Here is an 18,707-nt window from a genome sequence, read left to right on the forward strand (position 1 = left end):
TCAGGCTGCTTGATGAACTGTGCTGAGTAATAACGCCGCGCAACTAAACATAACAGCAAAACCACGATTTAAATATTTTTGTTGTTTAGGTGAGCGAAGTAATCTTAAAACCTTTGACGCCAGCCCTGTATATCCAGCCATTACAATTAAATCAATGGTAATCATAGTAGCTGCCATAATCAGATATTGTATCCATTGAGGTTTGCTTAAATCTAAGAACTGAGGCAAAACCGCCAATAAAAATACGATGGCTTTAGGATTACTGATATTGACCACAAAGCCATTCAATAGCAGCGCTGAAATAGATTTATTCTTTTTTTCATGCTGAATTTCAATGTCTTTTATAGGTGCAGTCCACTGCAAATAGGCCAAATACAATAAATAAGCAACCCCAAACCATTTAACCATCTGAAAAGCCAACGGTGTTGTCGCGAATAAAACGCCTACGCCCGCCGCCACAATCATGATTTGAATTAACAAGGCAATTTGCAAACCAATCGCATTCCAGTAACCATGTCTAAAACCATAGTTTAGACCACTCGACATAGAAGCAATCGCGCCCGCTCCAGGAGAAATACTAATAACCCAACAGGCCAGCATATAAGCAAACCAAATTTGCAAAGACATAGTGAAATAAACAATAAAAGTGGAATTATACCGTTTTATAAAACTATCGCGGCGATAATTCAAACAATAAAATCAATAAATAGACTACTAACAGCTCTTCGCATCAGGCACAATAATTGAAGCTCATACTAAATTATAATTGAGGAGATACCTTCCAATGACTGCTCAATCTGTCATTTTGCCATTACCATCTGATCATGCCCGTTTTATTGTTCTTCGCTTAAAAGATCTAACAATTGCTGAATTAAAAGAACAACTCGAAGCTTTATTCGAAACACGTGACCGTCTCATTACTCAGCATTCAGACGCGCAAATCAAAACAGCAGTCGCTTTTGGTCCAGAACTCTGGAAACAGCTTTACAGTCAATCTCCTGCTGGCTTTAAACAACTTGAACCAGAAAATGGTGCATTCAATATGCCTGTCGTACCAGCTGATGTGCTTATTCACATTGCAAGTATGCGTTCAGATATTTGTTTTGCATTAAGCCAAGCATTTTTTGAAGGTATTAAAGATAAAGTTGAAGTTCTGGATGAACGTGTTTGCTTCCGTTATTTCGATGGTCGCGATATGACTGGCTTTATAGATGGTACCGAAAACCCTCAATTTCCAGACGACCGGGCAGAAACCGCTCTGCTTCCAGAAAGTGCTGGAGTATTTGCAGATGGTAGTTTCATATTTGCACAGCGCTATGCACATGACTTGGAAAAATGGAAAAAACTTAAAGTCGATGCACAAGAAAATGTCATGGGACGTACCAAGCTTGAATCTATTGAATTAGATGATGACGTTAAACCAGACAATGCTCACGTTGCTCGTACTGTCGTTGAAGATGATGAAGGCGAAGAAATGGAAATCTTACGCCATAGCTTACCTTATGGCGATGGCAAAGGTGATCAAGGCTTATTCTTCATTGCTTATACTAAAGACCTGAACATTATTGATGCCATGTTAAAGCGTATGTTTGGCACAAGTGGCGATGGCATTCATGACCGCCTCTTGCATTTTGTAACACCACTAGACGGCGCATATTACTTTGCACCAAGTGAAGAGTTACTAGAAGAAGTTTTAGAGGATTAAGTTTTTTAAAAAGTAGCTATCGCCACGGTAGCTACTTTTTTATTTAAAACCAAAAAACAAGGACTTTGATATTTTACAAAGATATTATCTTTACTTTATAAATTAATAAAAATCACTCTTAAATATAAACTTAAGGCCCATTCGCATTTCTTATTTCAACCACTTCATTACAGTCTCTAGAAGTTGAATAAACAAAAATTCGTTTATCTTGATTTTCTAGAAAAATGGCATCTTTATTTTCACCAAAGGCATTTTTAGAAATATCACATTTATAAGCTGACAGTTGAAAGTTTTTTACGACTTCACATTTAGACTCAATAATATTGTCATTAAAACCATACCATCGCGTAATATTTGGATTTGAACAAGAGATTTCCCCTACTTGATCAGCTGTTTTAACTGCTTTACCCACACTCTCTTTCTTTTCACTTACAGCAGAGCCTGATTGATTTTTATCCGCCCGCACCACATCTGACTTATGACTAGCATCATGTTGAGCTTTATCTGGACTTTTATCGCTACACGCCATTAAAGCGCCTATAAAAATTAAAATATAAATATTTTTCATAAAAAAGTACTCATAATTATGTGTTATTTAAAAGCTGATCTTAATTAAAGCCATTACCTAGCAAGTATATCTAATATTAACTGAAGCAAAACTTACAAATGACTTATGATTTTAGATTAGTAATATTTTATAAAAGTGAATCATGTATTTTATTTTTAGAAGATTTAAAAGCCTCTGTAGCCAAATTAAATTAATAAAAAAGGGAGTACTTTCCCCCCTTTTTTACATGTCTAATATTTTAGAAAGGAATTCGCTTATATTTACGGTATTCTGGTTTCCAGAATGATTGTTCAATCTTCTGTTTAAGTAAATCATCGCTAATGGTTACAGCTACACCATCTGCCATTGCAGCTTTTGCCACTTCAAATGCAATCACTTTAGACACTTGTTGAATTTCACCCAAAGGTGGCAATAAGTCAACTTGTGGATCTTTCAACAATGGTGAACAGTCTGCTAATGCACTACTTGATGCCATAAGCATGTTTTCTGTAACACGTTTAGCACCTGATGCAACTACACCCAAACCAATACCTGGGAAGATGTATGAGTTGTTACACTGCGAAATATTGTAAAGTTTGCCATGATGATTTACAGGTGCAAACGGACTACCCGTTGCAATTAATGCTTTACCTTCAGTCCATTCAACAATATCAGCCGGTACAGCTTCAACACGTGAAGTGGGGTTAGACAACGGCATAACAATTGGTCGCTCACAATTAGCAGCCATAGTCTTAATAATTTCTTCAGTGAATAGGCCTGGTTGGCCAGAAACACCTATTAAGACTGTAGGTTTGGCATTCTTAACAACATCAAGTAGTGAAATCACTTCTTCAATGTTGCCCCATTGGTCTACCACTTCAGCTTTTTGAGCTAACTTACGTTGGAAGTCTAATAGGTTTGGCTGATTTTCAGTGATCAAACCAAAGCGGTCTACCATGTACACGCGAGCACGCGCTTCAGCATCGGTTAGACCCTCTGAAATCATTTGTGCAACGATTTGCTCTGCAATACCACAGCCAGCTGAACCTGCACCTAAGAAAGCAATTGTTTGGTCTTTTAACTGTTTACCTGCTGCACGGCTTGCAGCAATCAAACTACCGACAGATACCGCTGCTGTTCCTTGAATATCATCGTTAAAACAACAAATCTTGTCGCGATATTTTTCTAATAATGGCATCGCATTTTTTTGTGCGAAATCTTCAAATTGAATGAGTGCTTTTGGCCAACGACGTTTTACGGCCTCAATCACCATATCTACAAAGTCATAGTACTCGTCACCACTAATACGTGGTTGACGCCATCCCATATAAATCGGGTCATTTAATAATTGAGGGTTATTCGTACCTACGTCAATTGTGATTGGCAATGTGTAAGCAGGACTAATACCACCACATGCGGTATAAAGTGAGAGTTTCCCAATTGGAATACCCATACCACCAATACCTTGGTCACCAAGACCCAAGATACGCTCACCATCAGTAATCACGATGACTTTAACATTGTTTTTATTAACGTTTTGCAAAATATCATCAATCACATCACGATCTGGATATGAAATAAAAATACCACGATGACGGCGATAGATATCAGAAAAACGTTGGCAAGCCTCACCCACAGTTGGGGTGTAAATAATCGGCATCATCTCTTCAAGATGATTTTCGATTAAATGATAAAAAAGAGTTTCGTTGGTATCTTGGATATTACGTAAATAGATGTGCTTATTTATATCATCATTAAAAGCGCAATATTGTTGATAAGAGCGTTGGCTTTGCTCTTCAATAGTTTCAATAATATGTGGAAGTAACCCGTGTAAGTTAAAGTTACTTCTTTCTTCTTGAGTGAAAGCAGATCCTTTATTTAAAAGGGGTAACTCTAAAAGTGTATAGCCTGCATAAGGGATATAAAGTGGGTGTTTACTTGGGTGTCCTGATATCATTGCCTATCTCATTTTCCAGCTTAGAACTCCGAAAAGTACAGTTTCAGCACTCTCTAAAGCTCGTTGTATGCGTAAGCTTAAGACTATTTGAGACGAAATAGGTATTTTAAACTGTGATATTAAAATTAAAGACTATTTAGTAAATATATAATGTAAAATAAATATTAAAAATTAATTACTTATGATTTACAAGTTTTTTAAAATCATTCTTTATTAACACTATACTTGGCTTAGAAACTTATAATTTTTCAGCCCATTACATTTTTATAAAAAATACCAAGTGTTTTACTAGCTTATAATTTAGAAAATATTGTCTAAAAAGCCTATATTTACGTGCTTTAAGAATTTACTTAGGCTTATTTTTCAATATTTACAAAAAAAATAGTTGTAGGGAACGAAAAGAAAGAAATTCAGTGAAAGCGTTAAATGCACTCCCCCAACTCATAGGAAATTTGCTATATTTGACGTTTTTCTGCGACATCTATTTTCGATTGATATGAATACGGCAATACAAGCAGCTCTCGACCATGCAGTGCAAACCCTTCAGCAAGAAGGCGTGCTTCCTTCGGATTGGAATAATTCAAGCAATTTAACGCGCACCAAAGACCGAAGCCATGGCGACTTTGCTTCTAATATTGCCATGATCGGCTCTAAAGCTGCTGGTATGAAACCACGTGATTTAGCTGAAAAAATTCTTGCGGCTCTACCAGAAGTTGCAGATATCAGTAAAGCTGAAATCGCAGGTCCTGGTTTTATCAATTTCTTTTTAAATGCTGACCAGCGTTTTGCGATTCTTGATCAAATTCAAGCTCAAAAAGAAATCTTTGGCCGCAGCCAATCAAATGCAGCGAAAAAGATTCAAGTTGAATTCGTTTCTGCAAACCCGACATCTAGCCTACACGTAGGTCATGGCCGTGGTGCTGCTTATGGTATGACTGTTGCAAACTTGCTTGAAGCAACAGGTGCTAAAGTTGATCGCGAATACTATGTAAATGATGCTGGCCGTCAAATGGATATTTTGGCGACTTCTACCTATTTACGTTATTTAGAATTATTGGGCCAAAACCTTGTATTTCCAAAAAATGCTTATCAAGGCGACTACGTTAAAGAGATTGCCCAAAGCATTATCGACAAAGATAACAATGCATATGTTCGTGATGTAGCAGACGTCTATAAAGATGTGCCAGAAGACGTGCAATATGCAGATGAACTCGATAGCGAAGGCAATAAAGTTGTATTGTCTGGTGACAAAGAAAAGCACATTGATGGTCTTATTGCCAACTCACAACAATTATTAGGTGAAGGCTACCGTGTTTTCCATCAAGCCGCTCTTCATGCGATTTTAGATGACATTAAAGATGACCTTGCTGACTTTGGTGTAACTTTCAATCAATGGTTCAGTGAAGCATCTCTTAGCGCAAAAATTGATGAAGCTTTAGAAACACTTGATCAACGTGGCTTCCTTTATGAAAAAGATGGCAATATCTGGTTTAAATCGACTGAATTTGGCGATGAAAAAGACCGTGTTGTTAAGCGCCGTAATGGTCAAACGACTTACTTTGCCTCTGACATTGCTTACCACTTAAATAAATTACAACGTGGTTATACTGACCTTGTTGATATTTGGGGTTCTGACCACCACGGCTATATCTCTCGCGTAAAAGCTGCGATTGATGCGATGGGTTATGACTCGAAAAAATTGACTGTTCTTTTAGTTCAGTTCGTAAGTTTGTGGCGCGGTGGCGAGATGGTTCAAATGTCATCTCGTTCAGGTCAATTCGTGACTTTACGCGAGTTACGTAAAGAAGTTGGGAACGATGCTGCTCGTTTTTACTATGTAATGCGTAAGAGCGAACAACACATTGACTTTGACTTAGATCTTGCTGTATCACAAAGCAAAGACAATGCGGTTTATTATATTCAATACGCTCATGCACGTATCTGCCGTATGTTAGAAAAAGCAGCAAGCACTGGCTTACAGTTTGAAGTGGATGCTGCTCGTTCGCATGCTGCACGTTTATCACTTGATGCAGAAACTGAAATTCTTGCTAAACTTGCTGCATATCCAGACGTTGTATTACGTGCTGCTAATGCGTATGAACCACACCAAGTAGGTAACTACTTAAAGGAATTAGCTGCGCTATTCCACGGTTGGTACAATGAACACAAAGTTTTAAGTGATGATGCTGAACTTACACAAGCACGCTTATTACTTTCAATCAATGTACAACAAGTATTGCGTAATGGCTTAGAATTACTTGGTGTTTCTGCACCTGAAGCCATGTAAATAAATGCTGGATATTTGGTAGAACTACATATTCAGCCATGCTGTAAAAGACATCGCTTTGTGATGATATAAACCTTACAGAGCGATGTTTTAAAGTAAACTCGAAAGAAAACAATCAAAAGACAGAGGAATAATCCACGTGTTTGGCAAAACGCAACGCGGTGTATCTGAAAGACCTAATAAGCCTAAAAAGCCTTTAATCCCTAAATGGCTAGGGACACTTGTCGCTATTTTAGTCGTCTTATGCATTGCGGTAATGCTCATGCTGTGGAAACCTTGGCAACCTGTTTCTTCAAAAAATCAGATTACGTCTGATCACTATAAAGAAGAAGAGACGAATAAAGACTATCGCTTTTATGATCTATTGCCTCAGCAACAAGTAACCCCTATTCCGGAACAAGCAATCCCTGAAAGTAAAAATCAGGGTACAGCAATGATTGTAGAGGCGCCTAGTACAGCACAACCTGCTGCATCTGAGTCTGTTGCTACTACTGATAGCGATGACTCTACAGCTGCTGCCCCTCAACAACCAAATTACATTTTACAAGTCCGTAGCTATACAGATCCCGATCAAGCAGATGCTCGTCGTGCAGAAATTATTTTGAATGGCTTATCTGCCGATGTAGTCAAAAGTTCTGAAAATGGTAAGACTTGGTATCGAGTTATTTCTGGCCCATATGATACTCAAGATGCTGCGCTTGCAGCCCAGCAAACATTACAACATAGTGGTATTGACTCTATCGTAATTAAACGCAAATAAAGCAAGAGTGATAAAAAAGGAACAAATATTTGTTCCTTTTCTTTTATATGTCAGCACAATTTCTTTCGTTTGAACCCAAACTCTTTTGTTTTGCCTTTTGAAAAGCTGGCCGTTGCTGAATACGATGTAAAAAGGCTTGAATATGCGGATATTTACCTTGTAAACGCGACTGAAGAGCTTCTAGTGGAAAGCTCATTTGAATATCAGCAAATGAAAAATCCCCTGCAAAATATTCATGTTCAGATAAGTAGTTTTCTAAAAAACTAATATGATCTTTCATACGTGGACGAACAAAACTTGCTTTAACCCCTTCTGTGATTTTTTTTGCTATAGGTTGGATTAACCATGGCACGTGTTTATTCACACTATTCATAACCAAAGTCATCACCAATAAAGGCATAAGTGAACCTTCAGCATAGTGCATCCAGTAAATATACTGCTGCAAATCCTGAGCTTGCTTAGGCTTAAATTGCTGATTTTGATCGTAACGCTGCTGTAAATACTCCAAAATGACCGCTGACTCTGCAATGACTTGTTCATCGTCTGTCAAAATTGGGGCTTTGCCGAGAGGATGAATACATTTCAGTGTTTCTGGCGCAGAATAGTTGGGAAGACGTTGATAATAATGAATATCATAATCCAAACCTAACTCTTCTAAAGCCCATAAAATCCGAAACGATCGCGAACATTCCAGGTGGTGTACACTAATCATGCTATTGCCTACTTTTATTTTTCTTTTTTACATAAAAAACAGCATGTGAACATGCTGTTTTATTCCATTTGTGGGATGGATATAAAATCACCCACCTCAACAAAATAGCATTTTTACACTGTAACAAGCACAGTATGAATGTCTAAACTACGTAACAAAGTTTTAGTAACAGGCGTTTTACTACACACTGTTAATATTTTTTGCTGTAGTTCTTCGCTTGGTAACTCTTTAAAAACAATACGACGTTCAATATGTTCTTCATGCTCACGATTGGTATGAAAATCAATTTCAACTGAGAACTCACCAAAGTCATAATCTTTATGCTTTGCATACATTCTTAAAGTAATAAGTGTACAAGCTGCCAGACTCCCGGTAAGTAAATCATAAGGAGCTGGACCTTGGTCATGCCCTTCCAACTTCTCTGGTTCGTCACAAAAATATTGATGACGACCACTGGTGATTTCGCCCTTCCACTGCTCAGCAAGAGGCTTTGCTTTACTGCTTGCGATTACTGCTGTCATTTTGATGCTCTCATTTGATCTGGAAGAACTGGCGCTTCTAAACGCGCACCCACGTAGTCTGGAATTTCACCAAAACGCACATCATGATTAATCCACTGCTCCCGCGCTTCTTTTAAATCATCCATTGTACGTGCAACAAAGTTCCACCATAGTAAAATTGGAGTTTCAAACGGTTCACCACCTACTAACAGCACACGGTTCCCTTTCTTTACTTCAATTTCAATTTCACTTAAACCCGTATCTAATACAACCATGTTGTCGGCAGTGAGTTCATGGCCATTCACATGGGCAACCCCATCTAATGCCATAAAACCATATTCAAACTCAGGATTTAGTGGAATACGTGTTTTAGTATCTTCGGTAGCAATTAAATCAACACCTACTAACGGCGTATGCACTGCAACTGGGGAAGTAGTTGCCAAGTATTCACCCACAAGGACGGTAAACTCTAAACCATCCTTTTCAACAACAGGTAGTTCTGGGTAGTGTTCAAATTTAGGATCCATATTGCGCTTATGGTCAGGCAATGCGATCCAAAGCTGGGCAGCATGCATTTGAGTTTCTGTATCAGGGGCAACTTCTGTATGAGAGATACCATGACCTGCTGTCATCAGGTTTACTTGTTTAGGACGGATCAATTGCTTTGAACCTAAACTATCAGTATGCATCATGGTGCCTTCAATCATCCACGTGAAGGTTTGCAAACCAATGTGAGGATGAGGACCAACATCTAGACCATCACCAGCTGGAAAAGTTACTGGGCCTGCATGATCTAGGAAACACCACGCACCAATCATTCGCTTTTGACGGCTAGGTAAAGCCCGCTTAATGACTGTCCCCTGTCCAATTTCAGCAGAACGAATTGGAAATTCCTGAATAAATTGATTGGCAAATTTCTCACAATCTTTTGAATCAGAAATATCGTAATCATTATTATTGCTCATGATATTACTCTCTTTTACCTATGCTTTTGCAATGAGTTGTTATACTGATCTTAACAATACACTCATTATTCAATATAGTCTTTTAGTAATACACAGGGTGTTATGAATGAGACAATCCTTTTTTTAGTTATAAAAATAAATAAAGCTGCATTCAGCAGCTTAAGATAACTGAGTTTTAACGAGCTGTTTTAGATTTTTCATAAATTGTCCGAACTGCGGAAAGAACTCTTGAAACAATGCATGATCTCGATTTTCCAGCATGACTTCACTAAATAACTTTAGACCAACAGCAAAAGACTTTGTAGTTTGATCATCGAAAAATTCCGCATTCTTTAGCTTTTCAACAATCTCAAAAATATCGTCATGGTTACCACTATAGAACTCAAGTCTTTCCGTATAGGTAGAAACTTCACCTTTGGCATCTTTTAAATGTTGTACAGTAACGTGATATTGATGTTGTTTCATATATAAATTCTCTATTAAAAATTAATGATTTTGAATAATTTCAACCTGCTTCAAATCAACTTGAAATTGACTAAATACCGATTGCAAACAGGCTAGAAATTGTTCTTGTTTAGCTTCAGTCAGTTCTGCACAATGAATCTGTAGAAGTTGATTGTTGGCTAAGTCTGATAAGTTAAATTTGGCTTCACCTCGTTGGAATTGAGTATTTGAAATTAGGCCTGCTCCTACCAAATCACTGACCACCCGATAAACTGTTGCTAAACTCAACTTCTGTTTTTGGGTATATAGCTTTTGATAAATCTGTTTAACTGTTAGATCTTCTGCTTGCTGTTGAATTAAAGACAGAACAGCAAGTCTTGGATGAGTGACTTTTAGGCCCGCTTCTTTGATTTTTTGCTGTAGCTCTAACATGTTGTATCTCAACTTATAGGCGCCCGATTGCAACCGCAGCCTGATCAATTTTTTCGGCAATTTGATAGATCTGCTCTTGCTGCAAGTCAGTTGTATTAAGTTTCAAGCGTAAGGCAGTTTTTAAATTTTCCATGGCGCGGTGAATTTCAATTAATTGATCATTACTGTGAATTTCACGTCTCAAACGTAATTTCTCTAAAAGTCCACTTAGTTTGTCTTGCTGTTCAGCTAAATAAGCTTCCCCAAACTCCGTAATTTGATATTGCTTACGCTCTACATCCACTAAGTTAATTAAATTCATTTCTTCAAGACTGGTCAAAGTCGGATAGATTGTTCCCGCACTAGGCGTATAGCCATCACCGACCAAATCACTTATTTCTTTAATAATTTCATAACCATGCTTAGGACTTTGCTGAATAAGGTGAAGGACTAAAAGTTTCATTCGTCCAGCTTCAAAAAGTCTTCCACGACGCCCCGAACGGTGATGGCCGTGGTGATGTTCATTGTGCTCAGCATGATGATGTTCTGATTGTTGTTTCATCTTTGAAGGTTCTCCAATATGCCTAATTTATATTTATTAAGATATATCTTAACATATCTTTTATCAAGTATAAGTAATAATATACAACCTATTATATTGATATTTATTAATATTAATTTTTGGCTTTAAAAGTTAAGCAATAAAAAGAGTGCTTAAGCACCTTACTAGTTAGTTTCCTGAGAAGAAGTTTAAGCTGACGAAAGAAAAGAATATTTATGATGAATTTCTTATAAAATGTAATATGTTAATTTTTCTCTTTAATCATAAATAATATGCACTTGTGTTATTTAAGCGATTTAACATTAGCAGATGCCTCTAATTTAGTTAGACTTTATACAAATGATACGACTAGAAAGTATTTAGGTGGCCCATTGGAAGTATCTCTAGCTCAAACGCGAGCACATGCTGATATTAATACTCCAAGTAAATTACCTATTTGGGCAATTCGATCTTCTACTGACCATAATTTTTTAGGAATTATATCTCTGGATACTCATCATGACGGTTCAGATATCGAAGTATCATATGAATTGCTGCCGGAATATATGGGATATGGATATGCAACTCAAGCACTTGAATTTGTTTTACATTATTCATTTAATGAGTTAAATCTTAAGAAAGTAATAGCTGAGACTCAAACACAGAACAAAGCATCAATCAAATTATTAGAACGTGTTGGAATGGTTTTTGAGAAATCAGTAGAACGTTTTGGTTCAAATCAAAGTATTTTTTTTATTACTAATCACCAGTATATCGATAAACATAAATAATGCTTTTATCAATAGACATAAAAAAGGCAGGATTAAATCCTGCCTTTTCATTTGCTTATTCCCACTCAATCGTTGCTGGTGGTTTAGATGACACGTCATATACAACACGTGATACATCTTTAATTTCATTCATAATACGCGTTGAGATTTTATCAACCAATTCGTATGGTAAATGTGCAAAACGAGCTGTCATAAAGTCAACCGTTTCAACCGCACGAAGTGCAATTACCCATGCATAACGACGACCATCACCTACTACACCAACTGACTTAACTGGCTGGAACACAGCAAATGCTTGAGCTGTTTTGTCGTACCAGCCGCTGTCGCGAAGCTCTTGCATGAAGATGTCATCAGCAAGACGAAGAATATCTGCATATTCTTTTTTAACTTCACCCAAAATACGAACACCTAAACCAGGGCCCGGGAATGGATGACGGTAAATCATGCTGTGTGGCAAGCCAAGTGTAGTACCTAACTTACGTACTTCGTCTTTAAACAAGTCACGTAAAGGTTCAACCAATTCAAACTCTAAATCGTCAGGTAAACCACCCACGTTGTGGTGAGATTTAATAACGTGTGCTTTACCTTGTTTGCTTGCAGCAGATTCGATTACGTCTGGGTAAATCGTGCCTTGTGCCAAGAATTTCACGCCATCAAGTTTACGTGCTTCTTCAGCAAATACTTCGATGAATTCACGGCCAATGATCTTACGCTTTTTCTCTGGATCAACTTCACCAGCCAACGCAGTTAAGAAACGTTGTTCAGCATCTGCACGAATCACACGGATACCCATGTTTTCAGCAAACATTTGCATCACTTGGTCACCTTCGTTTAAACGAAGTAAGCCATTATCAACAAATACACATGTTAACTGGTCGCCAATTGCTTTGTGTAAAAGCGCAGCAACAACAGATGAGTCAACACCACCAGAAAGACCTAAAAGAACTTTTTCATCACCGATTTGCTGACGTAATTGTTCTACACGTAAATCGATAATGTGTTCAGGTGTCCAAAGGCCACCACATCCACAAATTTTATGAACGAAGTTTGCAAGTAACTCTTCACCTTTTGCCGTGTGCGTTACTTCTGGATGGAATTGCACGCCATAGAAACGACGCGCTTCATCACTTACAGCAGCAACTGGACAGCTTGGTGTGCTTGCAGTAATCGTAAAACCTTCTGGAATCTGGCTCACTTTATCGCCGTGGCTCATCCAAACATGAAGTTGGTTTTCACGGTCTTGTAAGTTACCAATAAGTTGGTCACGTTTAACGATATCAACTTCGGCATAACCAAACTCATGTACAGTACCTGGCTCAACTTTACCGCCTAACTGTTCAGACATGGTTTGTAAACCATAGCAAATACCCAATACTGGAACGCCTAACTCAAACACCACCTGTGGTGCTCGTGGGCTGCCCTCTTCATGCACACTCTCAGGTCCACCTGACAAAATAATACCGTTTGGGTTAAAAGCACGAATGTCTTCTTCAGACATATCAAAGGCATACATTTCAGAGTAAACACCAGCTTCACGTACACGACGTGCAATGAGCTGACTATATTGAGAGCCGAAATCCAGAATCAGGATACGATCTTCAGTAATTTGAGTATTGGTAGTCATGACAAACCACTAAATGGCAAAAGAATTAAGCGCGCCATTTTAACATTTTTCACGCTTCGGCGCACCGCAAATCATCATATATCTTGTTTTTTTCATATCATAATCATTTTGATATTTAGATTGATTGATATAAATATAAATTTATTGATATTTATCAATGTACTGTATACCTCTTAAAATCTTCATACACATTGATAAATTCATCACATTCTATGCAACATCCTCATGAATTTGATGTTAAGATGACCCGATAAAACAGGCATTACCATGGAAAGGTAAATACCATTAAGCGATATTTGTCTGTCCTTAAACAGTGATCCGTTTTTTATGGCTTGTTGCCCCATATCAAAATCAATAGAAATCTAAGGAACAACAATGCTTCAAACTATGATTGCAGATTTCCAGCAACATTTTTGGTTGTATGTCTCTATTCCTTTCATGAGTGGTTTAATTGGCTATGTCACTAAAGTGATTGCCATTCAAATGATGTTCTCACCACTTGAATTTAAAGGTATTAAACCGTTTTTTGGCTGGCAAGGTATCGTACCTCGTAAAGCTGAAAAAATGGCAACCATTGCTGTTGAACTCATGACAGCCAAGCTGATTAAACCCGAAGAAATTTTTGCTCGTCTTGACCCAAAGCGTATTGCCAAAGAAATTGAAAAACCATTAATGGCAGCAGCAGAAGATATTACGCGTGAAGTTGCGCAAGAGTATCAACCCGGTTTATGGGAAGGCATGCCTGAGTTTGCCCGTCAAAGACTGATCCGCAGAGTTCAATCCAAAGCGCCTGAAATTGTCGAGCACATCATGAGTGAAGTGCAACGTGACGTAAATCGATATTTTGATATTAAGCATTTGGTGATTAGTAATTTGCTTAAAGATAAGCGTTTACTCAACAATATTTTTAAACGTGTCGGCAAACAAGAATTTAAATTTTTCAGTAATGTTGGCTTTGTATTCGGTTTTGGTATTGGTGTAATCCAAATGTTGTGCTGGATTATCACGCAAGGTAAATATCCTTGGATGCTACCAATGTTTGGTGGATTTGTAGGATTTTTCAGTGACTGGATTGCGCTGCAAATGATGTTTAGACCGCTCTATCCTAAAAAGATATTGGGCTATACATGGCAAGGTCTGTTTATTAAACGTCAGAATGAAGTAGCAGCTGACTATGCAGCCTTGATTTCCAAACAGCTTTTAACTTCACGTCATATGATGGAAGAGCTATTTTCCGGCACTCACTCTGCACGTGTGATTGACTTGGTGAACCGCCATGTTAAACAGGAAATTGATATGCAGGCAGGTGTCATTCGTCCACTTGTTGTATACGCAATTGGTGGAGAAAAATACCAGAATATGAAAACACAAGTTGCAGAACGTATTATGCAACAACTGCCAGAGACCATGAAATATGTTGAGTCTTATGCAGAAGATGCGATGAATATTCGCAGCACTTTAATTGAACGTATGCAAAAATTAACACCATCCGAATTTGAAGGGATGTTGCGTCCAGCGTTCAAAGAAGATGAGTGGGCACTCATTGCAGTAGGCGCCGTACTTGGTTTTGTTGTTGGGGAATTACAAATCCAGTTCATGCTCTAATTTTTAAATATAAAAAAACCGGATGAATTGCTCATCCGGTTTTTTATTTTATCTTGAATATTATTTTTCAATTGCATGGTCTAGGCTAATACGTCCAGCACCGTGAAGCATTAGGAAGAACAATCCCCCTGCCATTGCAAAATTTTTCATAAAGTGGATGCTATTATTATATTGCGCTGCTGCATCAGCCCCACCTTGGTGGAACAAGAACGCAGTCAAAATACTAAAGATTCCAAGACCAAAAGCTGCAAAACGTGCTTGGAAACCAAATAACAAAGCTAAACCACCACCAAACTCAACCAAAATGACTAATGGTAGAATTCCACCAGGAACCCCCATAGCTTCCATATAACCTGCTGTTGCTGCGTAACCGGTGATTTTTCCCCAGCCAGCAACAAGGAAGATATATGCAATAAGTACACGAGCAACCAGACTAATAAAACTATCCGCACCTGTTTGCGTTACGATATTTTTGACCACCACATTTGGATTAAACATACAGCCACCTTTATTTAAATGCTTATTTGTTGATGAACTCATTCTAGGTTTGGGACATTGATAATTAAATACTCAAAATCCATATATATCGTTGCACAAATAGGATGATTAATTTGTATCTTTTTGATGTTCTATACTGACTTTCTATAGGCTCACTGCTAGGATTTGAGCACGGTTTACCACTTAGCTATCTCATGGAACTTCTTGATTTTATTCTACACGTTGACCAGCATCTCGCCGAATTTATTACAAATTACGGAGTCTGGATTTATGGCATATTATTTTTAATTATTTTTGTCGAAACCGGTTTAGTGGTCATGCCGTTCTTACCGGGCGATAGTTTATTATTTGCAGCAGGGGCTTTAGCGGCATCTACAGGTAAGATGGATCCATGGTTGCTAGGTACTCTACTCTTCCTTGCAGCTGTTCTAGGTGACACAGTCAACTATCATATTGGACGTTTTATCGGTCCACGTGTGTTTGAAATGAACTCTAGATTCATTAATAAGCAGCACTTAACCAAAACTCAAGAATTCTTTGCCCGCCATGGTGGTAAAACGATTATTTTTGCTCGATTCATTCCATTTGCCCGCACATTTGCTCCTTTTGTTGCAGGTGCTGGTAGCATGAATTATAAGTTTTTCCTGACATATAACTTAATTGGAGCATTCTGTTGGGTAGCTTCTTTTGTAACCTTAGGTTATCTATTTGGAAATATGCCAATCGTTAAAGATAACTTTACCCACCTTATTTTCGGCATCATTATTATTAGTGTTCTACCGGGTATTATCGGCTTTATACGTGAGAAGTTAAAAAACCGTAAAGCCAACGTTTAAAGCTTCTTTTAGAAGAAACGGAATACCACCGGAAGCATACATAAAATGAGTAACATGGCCGATCCTTTATATAAATGATCGGCTTTTATTTTTTGCATTGAACCTGTCAATAAAGCACGACCAAAAATCATCCAGAAACTCGCCGCAGGAATAAGCGTCAATGTAAAAGCCGTAAAGACCATAAGAAAATTTTCAGGCGAATTCCATGTTTCGGCAGGAAAAATACCGGCTGCAAACAGTAAAGACTTAGGATTTTTTAAAGTAGAGAAGAATAACTGACGTGGGCGAATATTACGGTGGTTCTGACTAAACTGCTGTAAATGTGTAGTTTTCCATAAACGAAATGCCATCCAGAACACATATAACACGCTCGTAATATGCAAAATGAGCAGTAACGCAGGCCAAACTGGAGCTGCTAAATGAATAAAGACAGCCCAAAAGCTAATCCCATAGGCATAACCTAACCATTGCATTGGAATAAGCCAGAATGTTTTAAATAAACCTTGTGAATGAGCGGCGGTTGCAAGTAGTGCGTTTGTCGGCCCAGGAATAAGCAAAACAGCCAACATTGCTAATACAAAAAACCAGCTTTCAATCATAAAGTTTCCACATTGGTAAAGATGGGGCCACCTTAAACGAAATAGACAAAATATAGCAAGTTAAGAGCATAACTTGACGAGAAAAAATACAAGTATCATTGTAACCATATTAAACTAAGATACTGATTTATGTTTATTTTATTATGAAACATTTTGCTAAACTTTAATCATCACAATATGCTTTGACTAGCATATTGTGATGCAAAGATGACTATTAATTCGCCTTTTTGCGGACAATTATTGGACAATTCTTAAACTGAGCTGCCTGAACAATTGCTTCTTGTTGGCCTAAAACACGTGAAAGTTCGGTGTTCTTGGTTGAAGAAGATTGCCCCATATTAACAGAGATGGATGGACCGAATCCCCAACCGCCTCGTCCCCAGCCACCACCAAGTCCAAGCCCAACACCCATACCTGTACTTTTTGGAGTTTGTACGCCATTGTCGATATATTGTTGAATACGGTTATATTCACTTTGCAGTTGTTGGCAACTCAAAGATTGATACTGTGTCGGAGACACATAAGTCGGTTTTACCGTTGTAGCACAAGCGCCAAGAAGTAACGTGGCTGCCACCAAAGGCGCAATATATAAGCCTTTCATCATTTTTCTCTTATCGTTTTGGCTCAATCTCACCAAATAATGTCTCATAAGCCTGAGTCAATTTATGTTCTGGTGCCAAATGGGCCAAAGGTAAATTTTTCTGATGCGATTCTTTCATTAAAATTGAAGGCGGTAACATGCTATTGAGCACAGGTAACCCTTCATCTTTCAACTGCTGGACCACTTCCCGAGGTAATTTTGCTTGGGATTGGAACTGGTTCACCACAATTCCTTCAATTTCCAAGCGATCATTATGATCATCTTGCGTTTCGAGAACATTTTCAATCAATGTTTGTAACGCACGCTTTGAAAAGACATCACAGTCGAAAGGAATCAGGACTTTATCTGCTGCAATTAAGGCGGACAACGTGAAAAAGTTAAAAGCTGGTGGTGTATCGATATAAATACGGTCATAGCGCCCAATTAAGCTTTGAATAGAATCACGCAATTTATAAATTTTATGCTTGCTTTCAAGTGCGTGCTCAAGTGCACCAAGCGTAGGGCTTGCTGGAAGTACATCTAATTTATCAAAGGATGTCGAGTGCACAAAACTGTCGAGGTCTTTGTTCCGAGGGGCTTTTAAAATTGAGCCGAGTGCATTACCAATTAGACCTTTTTGTTGATTATTCCCCAGCACATCTTCAAAGAAGTTTTCAATATTTGGTTCTAAAACGGCTTTATCAGCAGCGTATGTTGCTTCTTCGCCTAAAAGGTATTGGCTAGAGTTGGCTTGAGGATCCAGATCGATAACCAAGGTCCTAAAGCCATGTTTGGCACTAATCGCAGCCAAATTTACAGTAATACTTGATTTCCCTACACCGCCTTTTTGGTTAAATACCACACGAGTTAACATGTTTCCCTCTGCATATTTTTTATTGTATGCAGTTTAACCTAGAGCTTAAGCAAAAAGGCAAAGAATGTAGAACAATTAAGCAAAAACTGGTTTCACAATAACCAAAACAATAATGGCAATAAATGCGACTGTACTAATAGCTAAACCTGCACGGCGCTGTGCCAATAAAATAGCGTCATCCTTTTTAAAAGCCTTCATTAGTGATGATAACAGTACTAAAAATAAGATAATTTTCGCGTAAAACCATGGTTGAACCTGAAAGTTCTTCATCACCAGTAAAATTGCACCAGTAATAAAAACCACAGTAAATGACAAATGCTGCAAAGCAACTAATACTTTACGCCCTGCTGGGTTAGGTTGTTGACCTTGCACACCAATGAATAGTGTAGAAGCGCGTAAAACAAACACCATAAGTGCGGCAGCCACCGCAGTCATATGAATAATCTTAGTGATTAAATGTGCATCCATGAA

The 18,707-nt window shown here is 38.0% G+C and carries 21 protein-coding genes; 6 read left to right on the forward strand and 15 right to left on the reverse strand.

The window, feature by feature from the left end:
- Positions 1-627 (reverse strand): LysE family transporter, encoded by a 627-nt coding sequence (locus ABFY81_RS16635; RefSeq protein WP_004705944.1) that lies wholly within the window; start codon positions 625-627, stop codon positions 1-3.
- Between the two features lie 157 nt (positions 628-784).
- Here ABFY81_RS16635 and ABFY81_RS16640 point away from each other — a divergent pair, with 157 nt between their 5' ends.
- Complete coding sequence (locus ABFY81_RS16640) at positions 785-1,705, forward strand: Dyp-type peroxidase (RefSeq protein WP_191105761.1); 921 nt, start codon at positions 785-787, stop codon at positions 1,703-1,705.
- Between the two features lie 130 nt (positions 1,706-1,835).
- On the opposite strand, the gene ABFY81_RS16645 is transcribed toward ABFY81_RS16640, so the two are convergent.
- Together ABFY81_RS16645 and ABFY81_RS16650 are read right to left on the reverse strand one after the other, a co-directional pair.
- The gene (locus ABFY81_RS16645; protein ID WP_347914200.1) at positions 1,836-2,273 is read right to left on the reverse strand and encodes a hypothetical protein; all 438 of its coding nucleotides are present in this window, start codon (positions 2,271-2,273) and stop codon (positions 1,836-1,838) included.
- Between the two features lie 238 nt (positions 2,274-2,511).
- Positions 2,512-4,209: an NAD-dependent malic enzyme gene (locus tag ABFY81_RS16650; protein ID WP_347914201.1), complete on the reverse strand. Its 1,698-nt coding sequence runs from the start codon at positions 4,207-4,209 to the stop codon at positions 2,512-2,514.
- A gap of 496 nt (positions 4,210-4,705) precedes the next feature.
- Between ABFY81_RS16650 and argS the strand changes: the two genes are divergently transcribed.
- Together argS and ABFY81_RS16660 are read left to right on the forward strand one after the other, a co-directional pair.
- Entirely contained in the window at positions 4,706-6,496 is a 1,791-nt protein-coding gene (gene argS, locus ABFY81_RS16655) for an arginine--tRNA ligase (protein ID WP_347914202.1), read from the forward strand.
- Between the two features lie 139 nt (positions 6,497-6,635).
- Positions 6,636-7,256, forward strand: a complete 621-nt coding sequence (locus ABFY81_RS16660) for an SPOR domain-containing protein (RefSeq protein WP_004705949.1) — start codon at positions 6,636-6,638, stop codon at positions 7,254-7,256.
- A 43-nt stretch (positions 7,257-7,299) separates the two neighbouring features.
- Here the strand turns inward: ABFY81_RS16660 and ABFY81_RS16665 are convergent, their stop codons facing one another.
- The 6 genes from ABFY81_RS16665 to ABFY81_RS16690 form a co-directional block, all read right to left on the reverse strand.
- Complete coding sequence (locus ABFY81_RS16665) at positions 7,300-7,968, reverse strand: glutathione S-transferase (RefSeq protein WP_347914203.1); 669 nt, start codon at positions 7,966-7,968, stop codon at positions 7,300-7,302.
- A 113-nt stretch (positions 7,969-8,081) separates the two neighbouring features.
- Complete coding sequence (locus ABFY81_RS16670) at positions 8,082-8,489, reverse strand: OsmC family protein (protein ID WP_004705951.1); 408 nt, start codon at positions 8,487-8,489, stop codon at positions 8,082-8,084.
- Positions 8,486-9,433 carry a pirin family protein gene (locus tag ABFY81_RS16675; protein WP_004705952.1) on the reverse strand — a complete coding sequence of 316 codons (948 nt, stop codon included), beginning with the start codon at positions 9,431-9,433 and terminating at the stop codon, positions 8,486-8,488. The genes ABFY81_RS16670 and ABFY81_RS16675 overlap by 4 nt, the downstream gene beginning before the upstream one ends.
- 159 nt (positions 9,434-9,592) lie before the next feature.
- On the reverse strand, positions 9,593-9,898 hold the full coding sequence (locus ABFY81_RS16680; protein ID WP_347914204.1) for a DUF3861 domain-containing protein: 306 nt from the start codon (positions 9,896-9,898) through the stop codon (positions 9,593-9,595).
- A gap of 21 nt (positions 9,899-9,919) precedes the next feature.
- Entirely contained in the window at positions 9,920-10,309 is a 390-nt protein-coding gene (locus ABFY81_RS16685) for a transcriptional repressor (RefSeq protein ID WP_216135932.1), read from the reverse strand.
- A 13-nt stretch (positions 10,310-10,322) separates the two neighbouring features.
- Entirely contained in the window at positions 10,323-10,850 is a 528-nt protein-coding gene (locus ABFY81_RS16690; RefSeq protein ID WP_347914205.1) for a PadR family transcriptional regulator, read from the reverse strand.
- A gap of 272 nt (positions 10,851-11,122) precedes the next feature.
- Here ABFY81_RS16690 and ABFY81_RS16695 point away from each other — a divergent pair, with 272 nt between their 5' ends.
- Positions 11,123-11,620 carry a GNAT family N-acetyltransferase gene (locus tag ABFY81_RS16695; RefSeq protein ID WP_347914206.1) on the forward strand — a complete coding sequence of 166 codons (498 nt, stop codon included), beginning with the start codon at positions 11,123-11,125 and terminating at the stop codon, positions 11,618-11,620.
- 55 nt (positions 11,621-11,675) lie between these two features.
- Here ABFY81_RS16695 and guaA read toward each other — a convergent pair whose 3' ends face one another.
- A complete protein-coding gene (gene guaA / locus ABFY81_RS16700) occupies positions 11,676-13,244 on the reverse strand; it encodes a glutamine-hydrolyzing GMP synthase (RefSeq protein ID WP_004705956.1) in 1,569 nt (522 codons plus the stop codon).
- 387 nt (positions 13,245-13,631) lie between these two features.
- Between guaA and ABFY81_RS16705 the strand changes: the two genes are divergently transcribed.
- Positions 13,632-14,849: a DUF445 family protein gene (locus ABFY81_RS16705; RefSeq protein WP_171057791.1), complete on the forward strand. Its 1,218-nt coding sequence runs from the start codon at positions 13,632-13,634 to the stop codon at positions 14,847-14,849.
- Positions 14,850-14,909: 60 nt separating this feature from the next.
- Here the strand turns inward: ABFY81_RS16705 and ABFY81_RS16710 are convergent, their stop codons facing one another.
- Positions 14,910-15,347 (reverse strand): DoxX family protein, encoded by a 438-nt coding sequence (locus ABFY81_RS16710; RefSeq protein ID WP_004705959.1) that lies wholly within the window; start codon positions 15,345-15,347, stop codon positions 14,910-14,912.
- Positions 15,348-15,541: 194 nt separating this feature from the next.
- On the opposite strand from ABFY81_RS16710, the gene ABFY81_RS16715 reads away from it, so the two are divergent.
- Entirely contained in the window at positions 15,542-16,183 is a 642-nt protein-coding gene (locus ABFY81_RS16715) for a DedA family protein (RefSeq protein WP_212512036.1), read from the forward strand.
- Positions 16,184-16,191: 8 nt separating this feature from the next.
- Here ABFY81_RS16715 and ABFY81_RS16720 read toward each other — a convergent pair whose 3' ends face one another.
- The 4 genes from ABFY81_RS16720 to ABFY81_RS16735 form a co-directional block, all read right to left on the reverse strand.
- A complete protein-coding gene (locus ABFY81_RS16720) occupies positions 16,192-16,782 on the reverse strand; it encodes a threonine transporter RhtB (protein ID WP_347914207.1) in 591 nt (196 codons plus the stop codon).
- 214 nt (positions 16,783-16,996) lie between these two features.
- On the reverse strand, positions 16,997-17,383 hold the full coding sequence (locus tag ABFY81_RS16725; RefSeq protein WP_005071968.1) for a hypothetical protein: 387 nt from the start codon (positions 17,381-17,383) through the stop codon (positions 16,997-16,999).
- 10 nt (positions 17,384-17,393) lie between these two features.
- Positions 17,394-18,236, reverse strand: coding sequence for a ParA family protein (locus tag ABFY81_RS16730; protein ID WP_019457983.1), 843 nt, complete (start codon positions 18,234-18,236; stop codon positions 17,394-17,396).
- A 75-nt stretch (positions 18,237-18,311) separates the two neighbouring features.
- Positions 18,312-18,704, reverse strand: coding sequence for a SirB2 family protein (locus ABFY81_RS16735; RefSeq protein WP_347914208.1), 393 nt, complete (start codon positions 18,702-18,704; stop codon positions 18,312-18,314).
- Positions 18,705-18,707: the final 3 nt, after the last annotated feature.

It is taken from the genome of Acinetobacter sp. WA-87, from assembly GCF_039938935.1.
GTDB classification, from domain to species: domain Bacteria; phylum Pseudomonadota; class Gammaproteobacteria; order Pseudomonadales; family Moraxellaceae; genus Acinetobacter; species Acinetobacter seifertii.

Bases quoted from the DNA above. Each gene is read 5' to 3' on its own strand.
- guaA (WP_004705956.1), bottom strand. From the start codon at position 13,244: ATGACTACCAATACTCAAATTACTGAAGATCGTATCCTGATTCTGGAT.
- argS (WP_347914202.1), top strand. From the start codon at position 4,706: ATGAATACGGCAATACAAGCAGCTCTCGACCATGCAGTGCAAACCCTT.
- ABFY81_RS16705 (WP_171057791.1), top strand. From the start codon at position 13,632: ATGATTGCAGATTTCCAGCAACATTTTTGGTTGTATGTCTCTATTCCT.
- ABFY81_RS16730 (WP_019457983.1), bottom strand. From the start codon at position 18,236: ATGTTAACTCGTGTGGTATTTAACCAAAAAGGCGGTGTAGGGAAATCA.
- ABFY81_RS16690 (WP_347914205.1), bottom strand. From the start codon at position 10,850: ATGAAACAACAATCAGAACATCATCATGCTGAGCACAATGAACATCAC.
- ABFY81_RS16670 (WP_004705951.1), bottom strand. From the start codon at position 8,489: ATGACAGCAGTAATCGCAAGCAGTAAAGCAAAGCCTCTTGCTGAGCAG.
- ABFY81_RS16650 (WP_347914201.1), bottom strand. From the start codon at position 4,209: ATGATATCAGGACACCCAAGTAAACACCCACTTTATATCCCTTATGCA.
- ABFY81_RS16735 (WP_347914208.1), bottom strand. From the start codon at position 18,704: ATGGATGCACATTTAATCACTAAGATTATTCATATGACTGCGGTGGCT.
- ABFY81_RS16710 (WP_004705959.1), bottom strand. From the start codon at position 15,347: ATGTTTAATCCAAATGTGGTGGTCAAAAATATCGTAACGCAAACAGGT.
- ABFY81_RS16665 (WP_347914203.1), bottom strand. From the start codon at position 7,968: ATGATTAGTGTACACCACCTGGAATGTTCGCGATCGTTTCGGATTTTA.
- ABFY81_RS16645 (WP_347914200.1), bottom strand. From the start codon at position 2,273: ATGAAAAATATTTATATTTTAATTTTTATAGGCGCTTTAATGGCGTGT.
- ABFY81_RS16640 (WP_191105761.1), top strand. From the start codon at position 785: ATGACTGCTCAATCTGTCATTTTGCCATTACCATCTGATCATGCCCGT.
- ABFY81_RS16715 (WP_212512036.1), top strand. From the start codon at position 15,542: ATGGAACTTCTTGATTTTATTCTACACGTTGACCAGCATCTCGCCGAA.
- ABFY81_RS16720 (WP_347914207.1), bottom strand. From the start codon at position 16,782: ATGATTGAAAGCTGGTTTTTTGTATTAGCAATGTTGGCTGTTTTGCTT.
- ABFY81_RS16725 (WP_005071968.1), bottom strand. From the start codon at position 17,383: ATGAAAGGCTTATATATTGCGCCTTTGGTGGCAGCCACGTTACTTCTT.
- ABFY81_RS16635 (WP_004705944.1), bottom strand. From the start codon at position 627: ATGTCTTTGCAAATTTGGTTTGCTTATATGCTGGCCTGTTGGGTTATT.
- ABFY81_RS16680 (WP_347914204.1), bottom strand. From the start codon at position 9,898: ATGAAACAACATCAATATCACGTTACTGTACAACATTTAAAAGATGCC.
- ABFY81_RS16675 (WP_004705952.1), bottom strand. From the start codon at position 9,433: ATGAGCAATAATAATGATTACGATATTTCTGATTCAAAAGATTGTGAG.
- ABFY81_RS16685 (WP_216135932.1), bottom strand. From the start codon at position 10,309: ATGTTAGAGCTACAGCAAAAAATCAAAGAAGCGGGCCTAAAAGTCACT.
- ABFY81_RS16695 (WP_347914206.1), top strand. From the start codon at position 11,123: ATGCACTTGTGTTATTTAAGCGATTTAACATTAGCAGATGCCTCTAAT.